The organism is Thalassoglobus sp. (genome assembly GCF_048270125.1).
Taxonomy (GTDB): domain Bacteria; phylum Planctomycetota; class Planctomycetia; order Planctomycetales; family Planctomycetaceae; genus Thalassoglobus.
This window is the reverse complement of sequence record NZ_JBLWTN010000020.1, coordinates 1-18,356: the sequence shown is the minus strand read 5'-3', so window position 1 is coordinate 18,356 and position 18,356 is coordinate 1. Positions and strand designations below refer to the sequence as shown.

11 protein-coding genes are annotated in these 18,356 nt (G+C 50.3%); 5 read left to right on the top strand and 6 right to left on the bottom strand.

Translation table 11 applies throughout. The features are described 5' to 3' along the window. The first annotated feature begins 165 nt into the window (after positions 1 to 165). Positions 166 to 4,479, top strand: a complete 4,314-nt coding sequence (locus ACN0YR_RS18400) for a PQQ-binding-like beta-propeller repeat protein (RefSeq protein ID WP_417850676.1) — start codon at positions 166 to 168, stop codon at positions 4,477 to 4,479. Positions 4,480 to 4,630: 151 nt separating this feature from the next. Here ACN0YR_RS18400 and ACN0YR_RS18395 read toward each other — a convergent pair whose 3' ends face one another. From ACN0YR_RS18395 to ACN0YR_RS18385, 3 genes are all read right to left on the bottom strand, one after another. Further along, a complete protein-coding gene (locus tag ACN0YR_RS18395) occupies positions 4,631 to 5,551 on the bottom strand; it encodes a leucine-rich repeat domain-containing protein (RefSeq protein WP_417850675.1) in 921 nt (306 codons plus the stop codon). A 422-nt stretch (positions 5,552 to 5,973) separates the two neighbouring features. After that, a complete protein-coding gene (locus ACN0YR_RS18390; RefSeq protein WP_417850674.1) occupies positions 5,974 to 6,951 on the bottom strand; it encodes a hypothetical protein in 978 nt (325 codons plus the stop codon). A 3-nt stretch (positions 6,952 to 6,954) separates the two neighbouring features. Continuing rightward, positions 6,955 to 7,539: a YceI family protein gene (locus ACN0YR_RS18385; protein WP_417850673.1), complete on the bottom strand. Its 585-nt coding sequence runs from the start codon at positions 7,537 to 7,539 to the stop codon at positions 6,955 to 6,957. A 305-nt stretch (positions 7,540 to 7,844) separates the two neighbouring features. Here ACN0YR_RS18385 and ACN0YR_RS18380 point away from each other — a divergent pair, with 305 nt between their 5' ends. From ACN0YR_RS18380 to ACN0YR_RS18370, 3 genes are all read left to right on the top strand, one after another. Beyond that, positions 7,845 to 9,332 carry a PKD domain-containing protein gene (locus ACN0YR_RS18380; RefSeq protein ID WP_417850672.1) on the top strand — a complete coding sequence of 496 codons (1,488 nt, stop codon included), beginning with the start codon at positions 7,845 to 7,847 and terminating at the stop codon, positions 9,330 to 9,332. A gap of 201 nt (positions 9,333 to 9,533) precedes the next feature. Next, positions 9,534 to 10,763 (top strand): hypothetical protein, encoded by a 1,230-nt coding sequence (locus ACN0YR_RS18375; protein WP_417850671.1) that lies wholly within the window; start codon positions 9,534 to 9,536, stop codon positions 10,761 to 10,763. Between the two features lie 342 nt (positions 10,764 to 11,105). Then, positions 11,106 to 12,356, top strand: coding sequence for a cytochrome P450 (locus ACN0YR_RS18370; RefSeq protein ID WP_417850670.1), 1,251 nt, complete (start codon positions 11,106 to 11,108; stop codon positions 12,354 to 12,356). A 99-nt stretch (positions 12,357 to 12,455) separates the two neighbouring features. On the opposite strand, the gene ACN0YR_RS18365 is transcribed toward ACN0YR_RS18370, so the two are convergent. From ACN0YR_RS18365 to ACN0YR_RS18355, 3 genes are all read right to left on the bottom strand, one after another. After that, the gene (locus ACN0YR_RS18365) at positions 12,456 to 13,139 is read right to left on the bottom strand and encodes an ABC transporter ATP-binding protein (protein WP_417850669.1); all 684 of its coding nucleotides are present in this window, start codon (positions 13,137 to 13,139) and stop codon (positions 12,456 to 12,458) included. A 35-nt stretch (positions 13,140 to 13,174) separates the two neighbouring features. Continuing rightward, the gene (locus tag ACN0YR_RS18360) at positions 13,175 to 14,407 is read right to left on the bottom strand and encodes an ABC transporter permease (protein WP_417850668.1); all 1,233 of its coding nucleotides are present in this window, start codon (positions 14,405 to 14,407) and stop codon (positions 13,175 to 13,177) included. A gap of 89 nt (positions 14,408 to 14,496) precedes the next feature. Further along, positions 14,497 to 15,279 (bottom strand): hypothetical protein, encoded by a 783-nt coding sequence (locus ACN0YR_RS18355; RefSeq protein ID WP_417850667.1) that lies wholly within the window; start codon positions 15,277 to 15,279, stop codon positions 14,497 to 14,499. Positions 15,280 to 16,821: 1,542 nt separating this feature from the next. Between ACN0YR_RS18355 and ACN0YR_RS18350 the strand changes: the two genes are divergently transcribed. Then, positions 16,822 to 18,356, top strand: a 1,535-nt coding sequence (locus ACN0YR_RS18350; RefSeq protein WP_417850666.1) for an RHS repeat-associated core domain-containing protein, incomplete at its 3' end; no start/stop codon positions are given.

The window sequence follows — 18,356 nt, the reverse complement described above, 5'->3', positions numbered from 1 at the left end:
GCAGTCACATGCGATTTGTTATGAGTGACGAAGTGGAGCGGTCGCAGACGCAGGCACAAGTTTCATTCCTTGGTCAGTTTCGGTAGCATCTTTGAAGAAGATGAACGAGATCTGACTCGTGGATGATTCTGCTTTCTCACAAATTGTTGAAGTTGTTGCATGCTTATGAGTACTTATCAGCGTCGATCCGTCCTCCTCGCAATTCTACTTTCGTTGAGTACGAAGCTTCAGGCGAATGACTGGCCGCAGTGGCGTTTCAGTGCTGGTCATACCGCATCATCGCCGAACTCATTGTCAGACAGTTTAGCTCTGCAATGGACTCGCACCGATGTCCCACGGAGGCAAGCCTGGGACGATCCACTGAACAACGATGTCATGCAATACGATCGGATCTTTGAGCCGGTTGTCAAAGATGGTCGCATGTTTGTGCCGTACAACGATTCTGACAAAATTGTTGCAATCGATGTTGAGAGCGGTGATGAACTCTGGACGTTTTACACATCAGGTCCGGTCCGCTTCGCACCAGTTGCCTGGCGAGATGTTGTCTTTTTCACGAGCGACGATGGTCATCTGTATTGTGTCTCTGCGATTGATGGAGCTGAAAAGTGGAAATTTCGAGGTGGACCATCCGAACGGAAAGTGATTGGGAATAGAAGAGTAATCTCAGCCTGGCCGGCGAGAGGTGGGCCTGTGGTCCATGAAGACTCAGTCTACTTCGCTGCCAGCATCTGGCCGTTCATGGGAACGTTTATCTATTCCCTGGATGCCGAGTCGGGGGCAGTTCGCTGGGTCAACGACAGTACCTCTGCTCACTACATCAAACAACCGCACAGTGCCCCAGCATTTGCTGGCGTGGCGCCGCAGGGAACAATGAGTGTCGTTAATGAAACGCTTCTGGTCCCGGGAGGACGGAGCGTTCCCGCTGCGCTTGATCGAAGAACAGGCGCCTTCAAATACTTCGATCTGAATGCAGGTGGCAAAGGAAACGGTGGGTCGTTTGTCATCGGTCGCGATGATGAATTCTATGTGCACACACGAGAAAGAGGCGTACGGTCCTACGATTTGAGTACAGGTAAGAAGACCGCGTTTATGGTTACTGAACCTGTTCTCTCGTCAGACTTAGTCTATACAGCTGATGGTCTGGACAAGGTAAAAGCCTACGATGAGGCAAAAAAAGTTGTTTGGGAGTTGTCAGGCGTTGATGCATCAGGCGATTTGATTCAAGCCGGTGATCGACTTTACGCTGCCGGAGGTGGCAAACTCACAGCGATCCAGTTGAACAACGAGAACCGCGAGCCGAAAGTTGTCTGGACACAACCGGTTGATGAAGAAGTCGTACGGCTTTTGGCTGCGAGTCAGCGTCTCTTCGCTGTGAGTCTGAATGGTCAGATTATGTGCTTCGGGGAAGGTACAGGAGAAATCAAGCAGACAGAGAGAACCGTCAAGCCATTGCCCTCAAATGAATCTTCAGACTTGGCGAAGCGGTTGATAAAGCAATCCACGATGAACAGCGGGATTGCCCTCTGGTACGGTCTGGAGAACGAGCAGCTCTTGCACTCAGTCTTACAGGAATCGGAATACCAGATTGTCCTAGTCCTCGAAGATCAACGACAGGTCGAACGCCTCAGAAGAGAGTTCGATGCTGCTGGCGTTTACGGAGAGCGCATCGCTGTGCATCACGGGACGATCGATTCGTTTCAGGCTCCACCTTACATTGCACCACTCGTTGTTATTGACGGGAAGCAGGTGGAGGTCGTTAAGACGGACCAGGATCTCCTTCGTCAGGCGTATGAGTCGGTGAGACCGTACGGTGGGTGCCTGGTGGCCATTCATCCTTCGTTGGGACAGACTCTCGCTGAAGCATGCGAAGCGGCGAAACTCGAAAATGTCTCGGTGGAGGAGTCGGCTCCTTTCATGGTTGCTCGCCGGGTTGGAGCGTTGACAGGGGCTGCAGACTGGACTCATCAATACGGAGACATCGCCAATACCGTCAAGTCGAATGACTCACGAGTCAAGCTTCCTTTGGGGTTACTCTGGTTTGGCGGGAATTCAAACATGGACGTGTTGCCGCGACATAGTCACGCTCCACCGGAGCAGGTTGTGAGTGGACGGCTTTACATCGAAGGCATGAATTCGCTGAGTTGTCGTGACGTCTACACCGGGAGGGTGATTTGGAAACGTGAATTTGAAGACTTGGGAACCTTCGACGTTTACTATGACTCAACGTACAAAGACACACCGCTCGATACAGCTTACAACCAGGTTCATATTCCTGGGGCAAACGGTCGTGGAACAAACTACGTCGCCACCGAAGAGGCGATCTATCTTGCAATCGGTGACTCTTGTCATGTGCTCGATGTGGAGACCGGCGAGACACGTTCTGAAATCAAGCTTCCTCCAGCGAGAGATGGTCAGCAACATGAGTGGGGATTCATTGGTGTCTACGAAGATGTACTCCTTGGCGGTATTGGTTTCGCAAACTACGTCGAACGACTGAACCTTTCCTTCGAGGATAGCGATAGTAAGCTGTCGAGGAACGCAAAAGGATTCGGTTCCAAAAGTCTGGATCGTTCCGCAAGCCAGGGACTTGTTGCCTTCAATCGTCACACGGGTGAACAGTTATGGAAAATCGAGGCGCGACACAGTTTTCTGCACAATGCGATCGTCGCAGGTGATGGCAAGGTTTTTTGTATCGACAAGTTACAGAAGCCAATCGAAGACAAACTGCGTCGCCGCGGACAGACGACTCCTGAGACGTATCGAATTCTCGCAACCGATATTCGCACTGGAGAAAAACTCTGGGAAGTGACTGAAAACATTTTTGGAACATGGCTCGGATATTCCGAGAAACATCAACTGCTGTTGCAAGCCGGGGCAAAAGCCAGCGATCGTCTGAAGTCGGAAGTGGGACAAGGAATGGCGGTCTACCACGGAGAGGACGGTCTACTGAAGTGGTATGTTGCTGACCGAGCCTACGCCGGACCTTGCATTTTGCATAACGAAACGATTCTTACGAACGCCAATTCGTACCAACCTTCATCGGGGACATTCAGTTTGCTGACTGGTGAACCTGAATTCATCATCAATCCTATCACGCAGAAAGAGCAGGTATGGCAAATCTGTCGAACTTACGGATGTAACACCGTGATCGCGAGCGAAAATCTCCTGACCTTTCGCTCTGGTGCTGCTGGATACTACGACATGGAAACCATGAGTGGGACCGGGAACTTAGGTGGGTTCAAATCTGGTTGCACATCTAATCTTGTCGTCGCCAACGGTGTGTTGAACGCTCCGGATTATACTCGGACATGCAGTTGCAGCTACCAAAATCAAACATCAGTCGCACTTATTCATATGCCTGACATGGATATGTGGACGGTGAACCATACAGCGAAGTTCAGTAAGCCGGGGGATAGCATCGAGCGAATTGGAATCAACTTTGGTTCCCCTGGTGATCGCACCGATTCCAGCGGGACTCTTTGGCTGGATTACCCTGTCGTTGGTGGTGAGTCAGCGAATATCGATGTTCAGGTGACTGGTGACGTCGAATACTATCACAATAATACACTCAAGTTTTCTGGCCCAGCGACTCCATGGGTCGGAGCTTCAGGAGTTCTCAACGCCGAAACAATTACGATTCCGTTGTCGATCAAAACCGATTCAGATGGACTCTCTTTTGCTGTCTCGAAGGCGAGTGACGATGCGGAAGAGGACCCCAGGGGAGATGTCAACCTCACAAGTAGCGATTTGGAACTCACTCTTGATAAGGCAACTCAGATCGTCGGTATTCGATTCGAAAACGTCTCCTTACCTCAATCCGTTTCCATCGACAATGCATACATTCAGTTCACTTCTGACGAAACAAATAATGAAGAGACCAAGCTGACGATTGGGATTGAAAATGTTGGCAATGCCAAGACATTTTTGGATCAGTCGAAGAATATCAGTCGACGTCAACTTCTCGAGAGTCAAGTTTCCTGGCAACCTGTACCATGGGACAAAGTCAATAGAGCACTCGAAGAACAACGAACTCCGAACTTGGCTTCGATCTTAAGACAAGTGATTGCTCGACCAGACTGGAAGCAGGGAAATGCAGTCGCATTTGTCATTTCCGGTTCTGGAAAACGTGTCGCCAAGTCGTTTAGTGGCAACGGGAAAATGGCGGCTCGTCTTGTTGTGGAAACGAGTGATCCGCTGATGGCACAGGACTCGCATCCCACTCATCCCCATACCGTTCGACTTTACTTTGCTGAACCGGCAGAAACAGAAGTTGGTGAGCGTCTGTTCGGGGTTGAACTTAATGGGAAACTTGTCGAAGAACAATTCGACATCGTTGCAACTGCTGGTCAGAAGCGATCGACTATTGTCCGTGAATATCGAGATGTCCCCATCGGACAAGCTTTGAAGATTCGCTTGCCGAATCATGTCGGGCAAGCGGTTTTGAGTGGAGTCGAGATCATTCGCCAGACCGCAGAATAAGCTCTCCCTGCCACATTATCAGTGACATTCGAGCAGACAACTCCATTCGATTGTTATTGCGGGAAACCACGGTTTCCCGCTGCTTGATGATGTGATCGGTAGAGCTGGCTCGGAAGTTCGAAAACCAGACAGCCGATTCACCCGATTGGGATCAAATCTCAATCTGACATTGAGGGCGCGGCGACTGCAATTCTTTCACGCCAGCTGGAGTGACACTGGTTTTTGTCAGGCACAATGAAGTGATGTTTTTTAAGCTCTTCAGTTTCGACAAACCGCCATCTGTGATTTCGCAACTTCGAAGGCTGAGCGTTTCGAGCTGTTTCATTAGCTTGATGGACGTAAGTCCGCTGTCGGTGACTTGCGTCTCGTCCAGTTCGAGCCAATTCAGCTGAGTCATCTTCTCAATGTACTTCAATCCTGCATCTGTAACTTGCGTGTTTCTTAGCCAAAGCCGCTGGATTTTTGTCAGTCCTTTAAGGTGTTTCAGCCCTGCGTCCGAAATTTTGTTGTCACGCAACAGCAACGTTTTGAGGTTTTTAAGACTCTTTAAATGAGCCAACCCATCATCATTGATCTGTGTTGCAGTGAGACCGAGCGCCGTGAGTTGAGTCATTCCAGCGAGATGCTTGAGACCTGCCTGTGAGGTACCCGTTTTCGCGAGATACAGTTCTTCGAGCCCGCTCAGCTTGGTGAGTGTCGCCAGGCCGGAGTTTGTGACTTTAGATTTTGAGAGAATCAGAATCTGTAATTTTGGCATCGATTTCAGATGCTTGATTCCGGCATCGCCAACCATCGTGCCAGACAGGCTTAAGTATCGTAGCTGCTTGAGTTTATGTACGTCTGCCAAGCCGGCATCGGTGACTTGTGTGCCGCTCAGGTTGAGCTCTGTGAGGTGTTTTAGCGTGGCGACATGTGCCATCGTCGCATCCGAGAACTTCGTTCCGGAAAAGCTGAGTCGCACAATTCGGTCATAGTCGTCCCTTTCAATTGAGGCCCCAGCTTCTTTCAAAGCGATTCGGGTACTTTCGTCCCTATCACATTCCTCCTTCTCTACACTCGAATCAACACTCATAAACCCCTCAACGATTTAGTCCAATTCTCTTATTGGGGGTATTCTACCCGATCCCGAAGTGACTCTCAAACCTCTCGCCAAGGTCGTGATTTTCGATAACCGGAGGCCATGACGAAGCAAAGAATGCAAACAACGGACTTAAGCAACGCATCAGTGGACTCAAGTGCATTCAGAGTGCCTGGATGCGTCGCGATTGTGTAGGGCATCTTTCGAATTGGTTTGCAGGTTCTGCCTCGTGGCGAACAGTATTTTTACTAGAACCAGGCCGAAAACCTCTGGAATCGTCGCTTGTCTCAACGTTTGAGAGAGCAATATCAGGTTCCAGGACCAGTTCTAGAGAAATTCGTTCTTCACGGGCACACGGTAGAGCAAACTGCTCTAAGAATGTGGTTTTCTGCATCGTGGAAAAGAAGAACGAGGCATTAGACAGAGCCCCCCTCAGTCAATTTCATGACATTGACCTCTGGAGAATCGATCAATTGTATTTCGTATCCCATCAATGGGGCCATGTGACGGTCAAAATCAAGCTTCGCTAAGACCAGGACAGTCACCAACGGGATTGCGACCACAGCAATCCGGAGTGTGCCTGTTATCCATGGTTTCTGATTTCTAAAAAATGAAAGTTCGCTCATCCAGCAAAGTATTGGCGAAGCCAGAATGGTCAGTGCGTAGGAGGTCGAGAGCCTGCCGAAAAAAGATCCAATAAACAATACTCCGAATAGACTGACGACGCCGATTCCAAGGACGGCTTGACCGCATGAAGAGGTCGAGGGATTCGAGCGGTTGGTGATCAGCATTGTCACGATGGTTGCTGCGGCAAGTGTGCCTGTCAGCGGGACCGTAACAGCGCCACCTTTGATGTAACCCGCCATCATCACTGCCGCACCAGCAGACGGCATAGCCAGACAGAGTGCAAGCGGGATTGAGGCTCCTGGGGAACGCCTGAAGAGCCAGGCAAGCAATCCCCATACGCCTGCAAGTAACCCGCTACTCAAGGTCAGTGCTATCGTTGCCTGCCATGCGGTCCACTCAACGTCAGCCCCGCTTAAATAGACGGAACCATGCAGTAGAATTCTTGGTGTGGCTAAGGCGAGACAGATCCGCAGGAACCACACGCACCATGGTGGTACGCGCTGATTTCCTGCGAACAGCTCAATGACAAGTGTGGCCGGGATGACAATTTCAATCAAACGGTCCATCCCGTTCATCGGGGGCCAGGCGAATTGCCAGGACATCGCTTGGAACCCGACGATGAGACCAAATCCGATGCTGATGATGCACGCCGAAGTGTGCCACATTTTGCCTTGCGTTCTTCGCAAGGACACCAGCAGCAGGATGGACATGACAACAGCGATGGAGGCTGCCCCGATTGACTTGAGATATAGCAGCGGCTCGGGCATCGGTTACTTTTTCACACCTTCACAATCGATCATGATGAGTGCCTTGTCTCCGATTGGTCCAATTGCTCTCTTGTCGAAACCGTAATCGCTGCGTTTGAGAGCTAATTCGGTCGAGAATGCAACCCGTTTTGTTCCCTTGAAATCATGTTCCTTGCCACCCATTAAAACGAGTGTAATTTCTTGAGTCTTGCCGTGCATCGTAAAATCACCCGTCACTTCGTATCCACCCTCGATCGCTTTTGTTTTGGTGCTTTTGAACGTGATGGTGGGAAACTGCTTTGTATCGAAGTAGTCGGGTTGTCTGAGGTGTTCGTCGCGAGCTTTATTGGCCGTGTCGATACTGTCGGCTTTGATCGTTAATTCAAACGTGGATTTGGATGGATGCTCGCGATCAAGAGAAAACTTTCCAGAGACGTCGTTGAATCGACCATGGATCCAACTGATGTCGAGATGTCGTGCTTTGAAGCTGACTGAAGAGTGAACCAGGTCGTACTCATATTCGTCAGCCGCTGTGGCGGTTGCGCTGAGAGCACAAGTCAGCACACCAAGCATGAGTGTCTGAACGGATGTTGTAATTAAACGTCGCATGAGATTGTCCTTTCGGAAAAGAATCCGGAAAACTGAACTTGCACGTTACATCAGCAAGTGGGTCGCCATCGTATGACCAGGCTCGTCGTGAGTAAAGGAGGTTTGCTATTGCTGGGGCGAGACAAAAGCGGCGTGTTAAATGATCGAGACATCGAGGGAGAATTCCAACGAACCTCTTCAATCTGCTCTTATAAAGACGACAGATCGTGCATATAACGTACGCTTTGAGGTACCTCAAAGAATGCATGAATTCTCCGACCTCATCGTCTGAGATGAAGTTTTCAAAATCCATCAATGGACCGATCATGAAATCCGTCGCTAGTTTACTACTCGTTTTCTTCGCGTTGAACTCCCCTGCCCTGGCTCAAGAACAAACAGCGCAGTTGCAACCACTTCTCCGCGTCGTGGATTTAAATGTAAAGGAAGCAGTCGATGTGAAGCTTTGCGATGGCTCGCAGGCACATGTCAAAGTCCTTGAACTGAAAGAGACTCGCGATGACGTTTGTTTTGCAGTACGTCGAGCAGAGGTCGTTGTGGAAGTGAACGGTGAGCAGGCGACACTCGTCTCGGCAACATACAACCTTCCGATCACTGTTGGAGGCGTGCAAATCGATTGCTCAATCACGAAGGGCTACAACTCCAACGGCCGGGCAAGTTCGTGGGGACTGGAAAAGGATGTCCGACTGCGTTTGTGGCCAGCGGAATCTCCACTCATCAAGCCCGGAACGTTTGTCTATCCGGTCAAACAGAAGTGGTTTGCCACGGATACACAGATGGCCAATGTCCCGGTCTTTGTGGATGGTGGTGACCAACCGGGGGAGCGCACCATCTATTACCATAGTGGTCTCGACATCGGTGGAAGTGAAGGATTGGTGGAAGTGATCGCAGCGACCGACGGGCTGGTTGTCTCCGTGGGCGATATGGTTCTTGAAGGACACAAACGGAACACGCCAGTTTCTCCCCGTTACGATGTGGTTTACCTGCTCGATTCCAGAGGCTGGTATTATCGCTACAGCCACTTGAAGGAGATTGACGACAGCCTGCTCCCGGGGCGGCGGATTCAAATGGGTGACCGGATTGGACTACTGGGGAAAGAAGGAGGAAGCGGTGGCTGGTCTCATTTGCACTTTGAAATTAAATCTCGCCAACCATCGGGAGAGTGGGGAACTCAGGAAGGCTATGCCTTTCTCTGGAATGCATACGTCGAGCAGTATCAGCCCGAACTGATCGCTGTCGCTCGTCCGCATCATTCTGTCTGGGCGGGTGACTCCGTAGAGCTCGATGCGTCAAAATCATGGAGTCGATCGCATGACATCGCCAAGTATGAGTGGACATTTCATGATGGCTCGACAGGAGCGGGGGCGAGTCTGAAGAGAACGTATCTGAAACCGGGACGCTATAGCGAAATTGTGAAAGTCACCGACACGGCGGGGAACGTCGATTATGACTTTGCTCCGGTCGTCGTCGCTGACCCAGACCATCCTGACCGGAAGACCCCGTCGATTCATCCAAACTACTACCCAAGCATGGGAATCAAACCGGGTGATGATATCACTTTCAAAGTCCGGACGTTCAACACGACTCATGGGAAAGAAGTCTGGGACTTTGGTGACGGAAGCCCGGCAGTCACTGTTCAGTCTGATGGAAACGCCGTGAAACTCTCACCCAATGGTTATGCAACGACGACTCATCAGTACGACAAACCAGGAGATTACATCGTGCGAGTTGAACGGCTGAATGAATATGGAGTCCCGGCGATCGGCCATTTGCATGTTCATGTCGAAAAGGAATAAATTGATGCGTGTGCTGCTTTGATGGCACTGCTACTCAATTCAATCAAAAGCAGCCACTTCACTTATTGATCGATCCTTCAATTTGAAAACGAATCCAGAATGAGAAGAACTACACACATTTTGTTGGCAGGAATCTGTTGCTTCTTGGCTTCGGAGAAATCGGAGGCGGGCGAACCTGATCAAACCAGGGTGAGCAGTCCCGTGCCTTGGCAGGAGAAGTCGATCGAGTATGCCCGCATCATGTCTCGGGTGAAGTGGACACCGGTGGCTGATGGCATGCCTAAACGGGGCGGTCATTTCACAGCTGGGAAGGAATACTCTGGAGTCCCGTACTCGAGCGTCAAGCACGTCGGTCGTTACATCGGCTTCGACATCTTTCTGAAGACATTCCTCGCTGCCGTTGAAAATCCAGAGAGCGTGTTGTACACGGAAAATCTTTACGGCAAGGTGTCGAACGCGGAATGCTATTACGGCAAAGTCTGTTCTTCTTACACCAGCTATGCCCTGCAATGTGGCATCTGGTATGTCAGTAAAATTCATGGCCCTCAGTTTCGCGATGGTGTGACGATTGTCGAGCCGCAAACAGCTCAAGCTGCAAGTCCCGGCGATGTCATCTATACGCCACCGAAGAAAAAGAATGGTGGTTCTCACGTTGAATTGGTCACAGAAGTGGTCCGCAATGAAGCTGGCAAGGTAACGCATGTCCGTGTCGAAGAGAGTCGGCCGCAAACCACCAGCAACACATTGCGTAGTGCACAAGCATTTGATTCACATCTCGCTGCCAGAAATCGAGAACTCTACCGCATCACAGACCTCGACGCCTGGCGCGGTGGCAACAAGGCGGAGTCATTTCTTTTCCCCAACTACGAGGAAGATTCAGCGACGCCAAAGATCAACCGTGTGTTATTGCTCGATCGCGGCGACTGGGTCCCCTACTTCAAAGGGCAGGCTGTGAAGTTCAACGTCATGGATCGCGACAATCAGGGAGTTGCCGCATTGGTCATTAAACGCGGTGACGAAGTGGTTGAAGAGATCGCGAATCCGGGCAAGGGTGTTGTCGAACGTTCCTTCGACAACTGTGGAGACTACACGGCCCATTGCGTGCTTCAGGATGGATCGCTGAGTCAAGCGTGCGAGTTCGCAGTCTGCGAACTCGACTTTAAGCTTCCAGCGTCAGAGGTTCCACGAGGAACTCCATTGGAGATCGAGCTTACGTCCGACAATATGAATGCGATCATCGTCTACTTCAAGAATTCGAGTGATGGTGCCGACGAGCACAACGTGTTCATCACCGATGACGATCGCAAATCTGGTAAGGTGACCATTCCAGCAAGCATCATGCAGAATGCAAACAAGATGCAAGTCTGGTTGATCGGCGAAAACCGTTACGGACGACTGAAACAACTTCAGTTGATCAAAGTGGTCGATTGAGTTTCACCAAGTGTTGCCCTCGAAATCCCACCTTCAAGCAAGCTATGTCATCTACTCCCGGTTCGTCGTTCTCACAAACTTCGAGATTGCTTTCGAATCACGCCTCGGAAATTGAGATGGCGGATGCGTGATTTGATTCTAAGATGACAGAAAAGGGACCGGAGGGGATCAAAGAATCAGTGGGTGAGAGGTCGTAATAGATCAACGAACCGGCCTCAGCCATGTTCATTTCGATTTCACCCCGGTCAGCAGGTCCGATGCATTTTTTTATCTGGAATTTGGCACAATAGCAACGCGAGTTGGATCGTTGTTTGGTGAAAGCTGAATGAGATGTTTGCCCCAATGAAAATTCACGACTTCGACTTAACCTCACAAGACTTCAAACGCGATCCGCGTCCGACTCTGAAAGCGATGCGAGAGGTTGGAACTGTTTTCAAAGTCAAGATGGACCTGATCGGGGAAGTCTGGGTGACGACAACTTATGAAGCAGCGCTCAGGGTGTTACGAAGCAAGGATGAATTCGTTGTCCAGCCAGACAACGCTGGCCGTAAAAATATGGCTGGCCTGAAGTGGTGGATGCCGAGTTCTCTCAAACGTGTTGCCGTCAACATGCTGACAAAAGACGAACCGGATCACCGCCGACTGCGGCAACTGGTCGAGTCGGCATTCATGCAGCAAAGTATCGATGCCCTGCGTCCGAGGATTGCTGAACTTGTCGATAAGCATCTCGATGGTCTTCAAGAACAAGCAGGCATAAATAATGGGGTCGTCGACTTCATTGAGGATTTTGCGCGCCCATTTCCTCTCGATGTGATTGGTGAACTTTTGGGGCTACCGCAAGAAGATCGGCTGAAGTTTCATAAATGGGGCACGATGATGACTCAGTTCAGCAACCTGAAGAATCCGCTTAATATTCTTACGGGGTTGCGTGGTGTCTCGAAGATCAATTCGTACCTGCAAAAACTGATCGATCAATATCGCGTGAACCCACAGCCCGGCATGATTTCAGCACTCATCGAAGCCGAAGCTGAGGGGCATCAATTAAATAAGGATGAGTTGCTCTCGTCGGTGTTTCTGCTTCTACTTGCCGGGCATGAAACAACGGTGCATCTACTGACCGTCGGATTGTTTTCACTCTTTGAACATCCGCAGCAAAAACAGGCATGGACGAACGATTGGTCAAAATCATTGACTGCTGTCGATGAACTGTTGCGTTTCAATTCAACTGTCGAAACGACTAAGCCGCGTTATGCAGCGAAGGACTTGGAATTCTTCGGACAACATATAAAGCGTGGCGAAGTCATCATGCCGCTACTCATGGCAGCAAATCATGATCCCGCCAAGTTCGATGATCCAGACGACTTTAATCTCGACCGTAGCCCGAATCCGCATGTTGCCTTTGGGACCGGAATACACGTCTGCCTGGGACAGAAACTCGCCCACGCCGAAGCAGAGATTGCTTTCGAAAGACTCTTTACTCGCTTCCCGAATCTCGAGATCGCGATGAGCCTTGATGAGATCGAATGGGCGAATCGCATTGGCGCGAGAGTCATCAAGCGGTTGCCGGTGAAGTTGCTGGGAGAGGTCGGGTAACAAAGTACAGGCATCTCCGAACCGTGTGCAAGTTCCGTGCGTTGTGAGAATCTCGCCAGACTTGCAACACGGTCGTCCATGATGGATCGGCAGTGTTGATTACGCGGCTCTTGCATCATTCGCATCCGTCGCAACACCATTGATCAGGCGAACTGTTCTTTTCGCGTAGGCTGCGGAGTCGCGGTCGTGGGTCACCATGACAATCGTGCGACCATCCTGATGGAACTCAGATAGGTATTCCATCACCTGTTGACGGGTTTCTGAATCGAGATTCCCCGTCGGTTCGTCAGCCAGAATGATTTGAGGATCATTCGCCAAAGTACGAGCCATAGCAACGCGTTGCTGCTGGCCCTGACTCAGTTCATTAGGCTTGTGATCGACCCGATCGGACAACCCGACACGGTTGAGCATTTCCAGGGCACGCTGCCGTTGTTCATCAGGCGTTTTTCCTGACAGCAGTAAGGGGACCTGCACATTTTCACAAGCGGAGAGATACGGGATCAAATTGAAGGCTTGAAATACGAATCCGATTTTCTTTCCTCGAACGGCGGTCCGTTCATCCACCGAGAGGTCATACAAGGATTCTCCATCGAGTATGACTTGCCCCGAGGTGGGGGCCATCATCCCCCCCAGAACTGAGAGCATGGTCGTTTTTCCACTCCCACTGGGGCCGACAATCGCAACAAAGTCATTGTCAGCAATCTCCAGGTTTGAATGATCAAGAGCTGTCACGGTTTCATCGCGACGGGTATAGGTCTTGGTGACCTCTTTAAGTTGGTACATGGAAGACTCCTTGGTCCAATGATCGTTTTGAAAAATCAGGCGTCGTTGAACACGAGGCAGGGATCGAGCCCTGCCGCTTTGCGGGCGGGAAAGTAGCTGGCAAGTAAGGACACGACTGTTGCTGTCATCATGCCGATCGCCAGTAGCTGTGGCATTGGACTCACAGCAATCCCGAGGAGCTGCGGTCCGAGAACGACTGCGACAACCGTCCCTGCCAAAAATCCGATGAATCCACCTGAGACACCTAGAAGAGTTGCTTTACCGAGAAACAGTTGCGTCACAACCCGACGCCCTGCTCCCAAAGCCATGAGTGTGCCAATTTCTTTGCGGCGTTCGGTAACATTCGCAAACATGACGCTGGCAATACTCGCTCCTCCGACAAGCAGCAGGATCGAAAAGAAGACCCAGGAGAGACTCGACATCAATCCGTTGACAGCGACTTGTGTTTCCACGACTTGTGCAATGGTTACGATCCGTGTTTCGGGAAGTACCGCTGAGAGATCACCGATCAGATCGCCCGCTGCTTCCTCACAGCACGCCATGATCTCGACGACATTGATGACTGGCCCGGCTCCAGAGAGATCCTGAACGGAATGTAAATGAGCGAACAGGCGACTGTCATCGACCGTTCCAGTTTCAGGGAGGACCGCAAGTACCTGGAATTTTTCTCCCAGCAGGTTCAGTTCATCCCCAATTTTCTTTTCGAGCTTCGTGGCAATATCTGCACCCAGAATAACTTCTCGCTTCCCGAGAGTTTGAATGGTTCGTGTCGTTGCAAGATCTGCAGGGTTTTCGTCCTCACCATTTCCGACTGAAGTCGCAGTGAGGCAGCATCCTCGACCGGAGCCGACAGGATTCGCCATCAGGTTGAGACCCTGCCATGCTGATTTCGCCTGAAATTCAGAACGGGGAAGAATTCCAGTAAGCGTGACCGGAGTGGAATCTACCGTTTCCGCGACGCACAGTTTCGGAGCAAGGTTTTCAACTCCCGGCATTCGAGCCAGTGCCAACCTCGTGACATACTCCTCGGGCATGGTCTGACCATGCATGTCGGCGGCATAGTAATCCTGCAAGGATGCACTGGTAGGCAGCACAAGCACGTTTGCCCCCAGTGATTCCATGTCACCCGCAATTTTCTGTTCGGAAGAGACGGTAATGCTTTGAATCGCAACGAGGGCTGCAACGCCGAGCGTCACTGTTAAAAGACTCGTCAGCATCGTCGTGGGACGTTGCCAGAGTTCCTTCCAGATGAGTGTTCGAAGTTTCATGAAATCAAATCCTGAGTGTTGAGTATTAAGTTAAGCACCGAAATCACAAACGACTGCAAAGAAGCGATTCCTCTGCACGAAAATTAGAATCAACGTCGCGGTGCTTGTTTTCCACCAGCGGATTTGTGGTGCTTGCAGTTTTTGTCATCGCAACACTGCCCGGCAGCAGCCAGTCTCTGAGCCAGAATGCTGTGTGTGACATTCTCGTTGTATAGGCCGAGCATGATTCCAGGAGGGGCCATAAACGCCACGATGGAAGTCGGATGGTCGGTACGGACGCGAAGTTGCTGAAGAAAGCGAGCTTCCGCTGGATCATTTGCTTTCACAGTGACAACTTTGGTGCGTTCCTTGAACAGCGCGTCATTTTGGAACTGAGTCACACCAGCTGGAACGGCCTTTTCCTTTTCTGGATGAGCACACAGCACAACGATTTTCTGATCCTGAAGCGCTTTCAGGCATTCCGCTTGTGCGGGAGAAACAATAGCTGCAGTGAGATGCTGAGGTGTGACTCGCTGAGGAAACACGCTCGCGATCGCTCCGTTTGGGGCTAGAACTGCAACGGCTGGCATCGGAATTCGAGTCGCATCAAACTGGCTGATCAATGCTTGTTCGCGATTGTCACTAATTTGAACTGATACAATTGCAGCATCCTGTCGATTCGCAAGCGTCGATTGAAGGACTTGCTGCATCGACTGAGTTGCCGAGTCCTTGCTGCGATAGAACAAAACGAAACTGAATTTGCCATCTTTGGCATTCGATTGAACTGCCTGCTGACCCGCACTGAGCTCAGCAGCGGCTGCTTGATGATCCAGCGGGAGTGCTCCAGCAATCAGCATGAATGCCAACGCGAGTGCTTGAGTATTCTTGGTCATGGTTGAAATCCTTTACTATTCCGAATGTGAATCGAGTCTGCATCAACCGACTCGGCGAATCGGAGTCTGCGATCAATGACAATCGCTCATCTGAGACGTAGAGAACGAGGGCCCGGTGAAACTCGTGTTGAGTGTGAGATCAGTGACTGCGGCAGCAGGCAGCGGTTTAGCAGCTACCAGGTATTTCGAGGGACGTCGGGGGGGACTCGCTCAAATGAGCGTACGCCAGTCCCTGCCACGGAAAGAAGAATGGTCTATCAAACGCTGGAGCATATTGAGAGCCGCTAGCAATACCTCTGAAATCGTTTTGATTCACTGGGATTCCAAACCCACATGCGGGGATTGTTAGCACTCGTTAATGCTTGTCGTGTCTGTGCAGGTCACTTTCATGACTTCATAGCCTGCTCGCCACGAGGCAGAATGTAAAGACCAATGTTGAGTTTACTCTAGATTTGCCAAACCTGCTTGATGGCGTACAGCGGTTCAGAAGTTGCTAAGAATAGATCAGGTTGCTCAGGTCGAATGCCCCCGAGCAGCACGTCAAGAAAATATGAAGCCGGCAAGACCTCTTGAACGTTCGTGAGCAGGTTACTTGAAATTGTGTCTAAAGTGTCATCGGTTCGAGATGCAAACACAAACTGGCAGTTCACTTCATCGCATGGCTTTTGAGGGCTCGGATGACTGTTCTCGCACGTTGACGGGACAAGACTGCTTTCGTGTTTTGATTCGGGATTCTCTGATTCGTCACGATCAGATTGACAGCAATCACATTGACAATCATGCAAAGAAGAGTCGATGCACGCTGTGCAGGGAAAGGCACCACAACTGACATACGGTGAACAGCATCCCAACAGCACATGAAAGATGGCTGCCGATATGGTCCAGAGGATGAGTAAGTTGCGAAACATGAAAACCGAAGAACTCAAGAGCCTGAGTGAAAGTATTAAGGTGAAAACAACGCTCATCTCTATTTATCGGACATTGATCAGAGACTCTGGAGGAAAACCTACTGGGTTAGAAGCCTCCCCAACGAGTCACTAATTTGGACGAAAGCACCAGAGGTCATTTTCAAAGCTTATCGTGCCGGGGAATGTCGTTTTCCTGACATTCTCAACGGCTCGACACACGGCAGAAGGTAAGGCCAGTGTTGGAGTTGCCCTGATCTCAGCCAACCTGAAACGGAGGCGGACTACTCTGCAGAAGTCAACAGGAATCCGCTGTCGTATGCTGAAATCTAAGTACCGATTCCAATTTCAGACATTATGCATTCCACTGCGATTTCTCAGGCGACTTGTCAACTTGTCAAATTGCTGCGATTCTCAAACAGGGGCGTCATGATGCGTACGAAGAGATTGCGAACCCGCCTCCATCTGAGGCAGTGTTGGAGGCGTTGCCATATGGTGATAACACAGATGATGCTGCTTACATAACAGCAAGCTTGACGCAGTCGGATGTCGAACATGGTCGTGTTGATGGCTATGTATTGGCGATGGTGCTGAGAGACTCCACTCAGCTGGTGTTCAACACGTCTCGTGGTTGCCATTGGCCTGTGATCCAAAGATTCATGGTCGAATTGACGTTCCTCAGCAATACGACATTGCATTCGTGGGACACGACTTCCCGGGGGAACGTCACCAGTTGTTGCAGGAAATTCAACAGCGGTATCCGAGCTCGTTCCTGACCGCAGAACACCGCACGGGGACTGTTCCGTATCGCAATACGTTCACCTATGACAGCGTGGGCAATCGCCTCGTCAAAAACGAAAACGGTGCCAGAACCACCTATAGCTACGATGCAGCGAACCAATTAGAAACCAGTATCGACACCAGTGGAACCACTACCTACACGTTCGACGATGCTGGCAATCAACAACTCGTCCAAGCCCCTTCGGGTGACCGCACCACCACAACCTGGGACTACGAAAACAAGACGACATTAGTTGAGCTACCGACTGGCATCCGCAACACCATGGTGTATGAACCGGACGGATTAAGAGTCAAACTAGAAGAATCGACTGGAACCAAGAAATTCATCTGGGACGATCAGAATTACCTCGCTGAAGCTGATGAAAATGACGAAATCAATGTCGTCTACACTAATGAGCCAAACTACTACGGAAACTTGGTCTCACAATACCGAAAATCAGGAGCGGTTTGGAGTCCAAGCTACTACCACTACGAAGCATTGGGTTCAACCAGAGAACTCACTGACAACACTGAAGCTATTACCGACACGTACCTCTACGATGCCTGGGGCAATGTTATCAACTCCAGTGGCTCGACAAAGAATCCGTTCCAGTTCACCGGAAGCGTCGGATATTACTTCGATTTTGATACCGGAAACCTATACATTCGAGCGAGGATTTATTCGCCAGTCGCTGGACGATGGATGGCTTTAGACCCGTTTGGTTTCGAGGGCGGATTCAACCTCTTTTTGTACGTCAGTAACTCACCTCAATCTTATATTGACCCTTCTGGAAATCGCCAATGGGTTTCAAACCGTCCAGGATTTCCAATTTCTACCAAAGTGACTCTGAACGTGGGACCTTGGAAATGTCGGTCAACATTTTTCGACAACTGTAAAGAGGAGTGCAAAAAAAATGGAGAAGAGTTGAAAGGTTGTATTTGGATTGCAGATGTGGGGATTGACGTGAAGCATGCTTTACGCGGCGCATTTGGAACCAACTTTGCCTTCGTTCATTGCTGTTGTGCTCCGAAATGCCCAAAAAATATCACTGATAAATCTAGGAAAGAGTGGAATGCATATCGAGATAAATTTAGAAGGCTTGTCGAAGCCATGTGGGGAAGTTTTCCGAGTACGAATGGAGTTCCTTGGCCTGTACATCACGTTCGACCACTTGGGAGAGGTGGAAACCCTATTGATCGACGTAACTTAATTCCTCTCCACCCAGATGACCACAAAAATGTACACAAAGAGTATAACGAGTGTTATTTGCCTCCCGGTCAGGACAACAAGTACTCAACTCCAGGTCAGGACTGGCCCAATATTGTTCGGCACTTTTTTTGCGGTGTGTCAAGGAGGGGATTTGTTGAGGGATTCCAGGAGTTCTTCTTCGT

Bases quoted from the DNA above. Each gene is read 5' to 3' on its own strand.
- ACN0YR_RS18400 (WP_417850676.1), top strand. From the start codon at position 166: ATGAGTACTTATCAGCGTCGATCCGTCCTCCTCGCAATTCTACTTTCG.
- ACN0YR_RS18395 (WP_417850675.1), bottom strand. From the start codon at position 5,551: ATGAGTGTTGATTCGAGTGTAGAGAAGGAGGAATGTGATAGGGACGAA.
- ACN0YR_RS18390 (WP_417850674.1), bottom strand. From the start codon at position 6,951: ATGCCCGAGCCGCTGCTATATCTCAAGTCAATCGGGGCAGCCTCCATC.
- ACN0YR_RS18385 (WP_417850673.1), bottom strand. From the start codon at position 7,539: ATGCGACGTTTAATTACAACATCCGTTCAGACACTCATGCTTGGTGTG.
- ACN0YR_RS18380 (WP_417850672.1), top strand. From the start codon at position 7,845: ATGAAATCCGTCGCTAGTTTACTACTCGTTTTCTTCGCGTTGAACTCC.
- ACN0YR_RS18370 (WP_417850670.1), top strand. From the start codon at position 11,106: ATGAAAATTCACGACTTCGACTTAACCTCACAAGACTTCAAACGCGAT.
- ACN0YR_RS18365 (WP_417850669.1), bottom strand. From the start codon at position 13,139: ATGTACCAACTTAAAGAGGTCACCAAGACCTATACCCGTCGCGATGAA.
- ACN0YR_RS18360 (WP_417850668.1), bottom strand. From the start codon at position 14,407: ATGAAACTTCGAACACTCATCTGGAAGGAACTCTGGCAACGTCCCACG.
- ACN0YR_RS18355 (WP_417850667.1), bottom strand. From the start codon at position 15,279: ATGACCAAGAATACTCAAGCACTCGCGTTGGCATTCATGCTGATTGCT.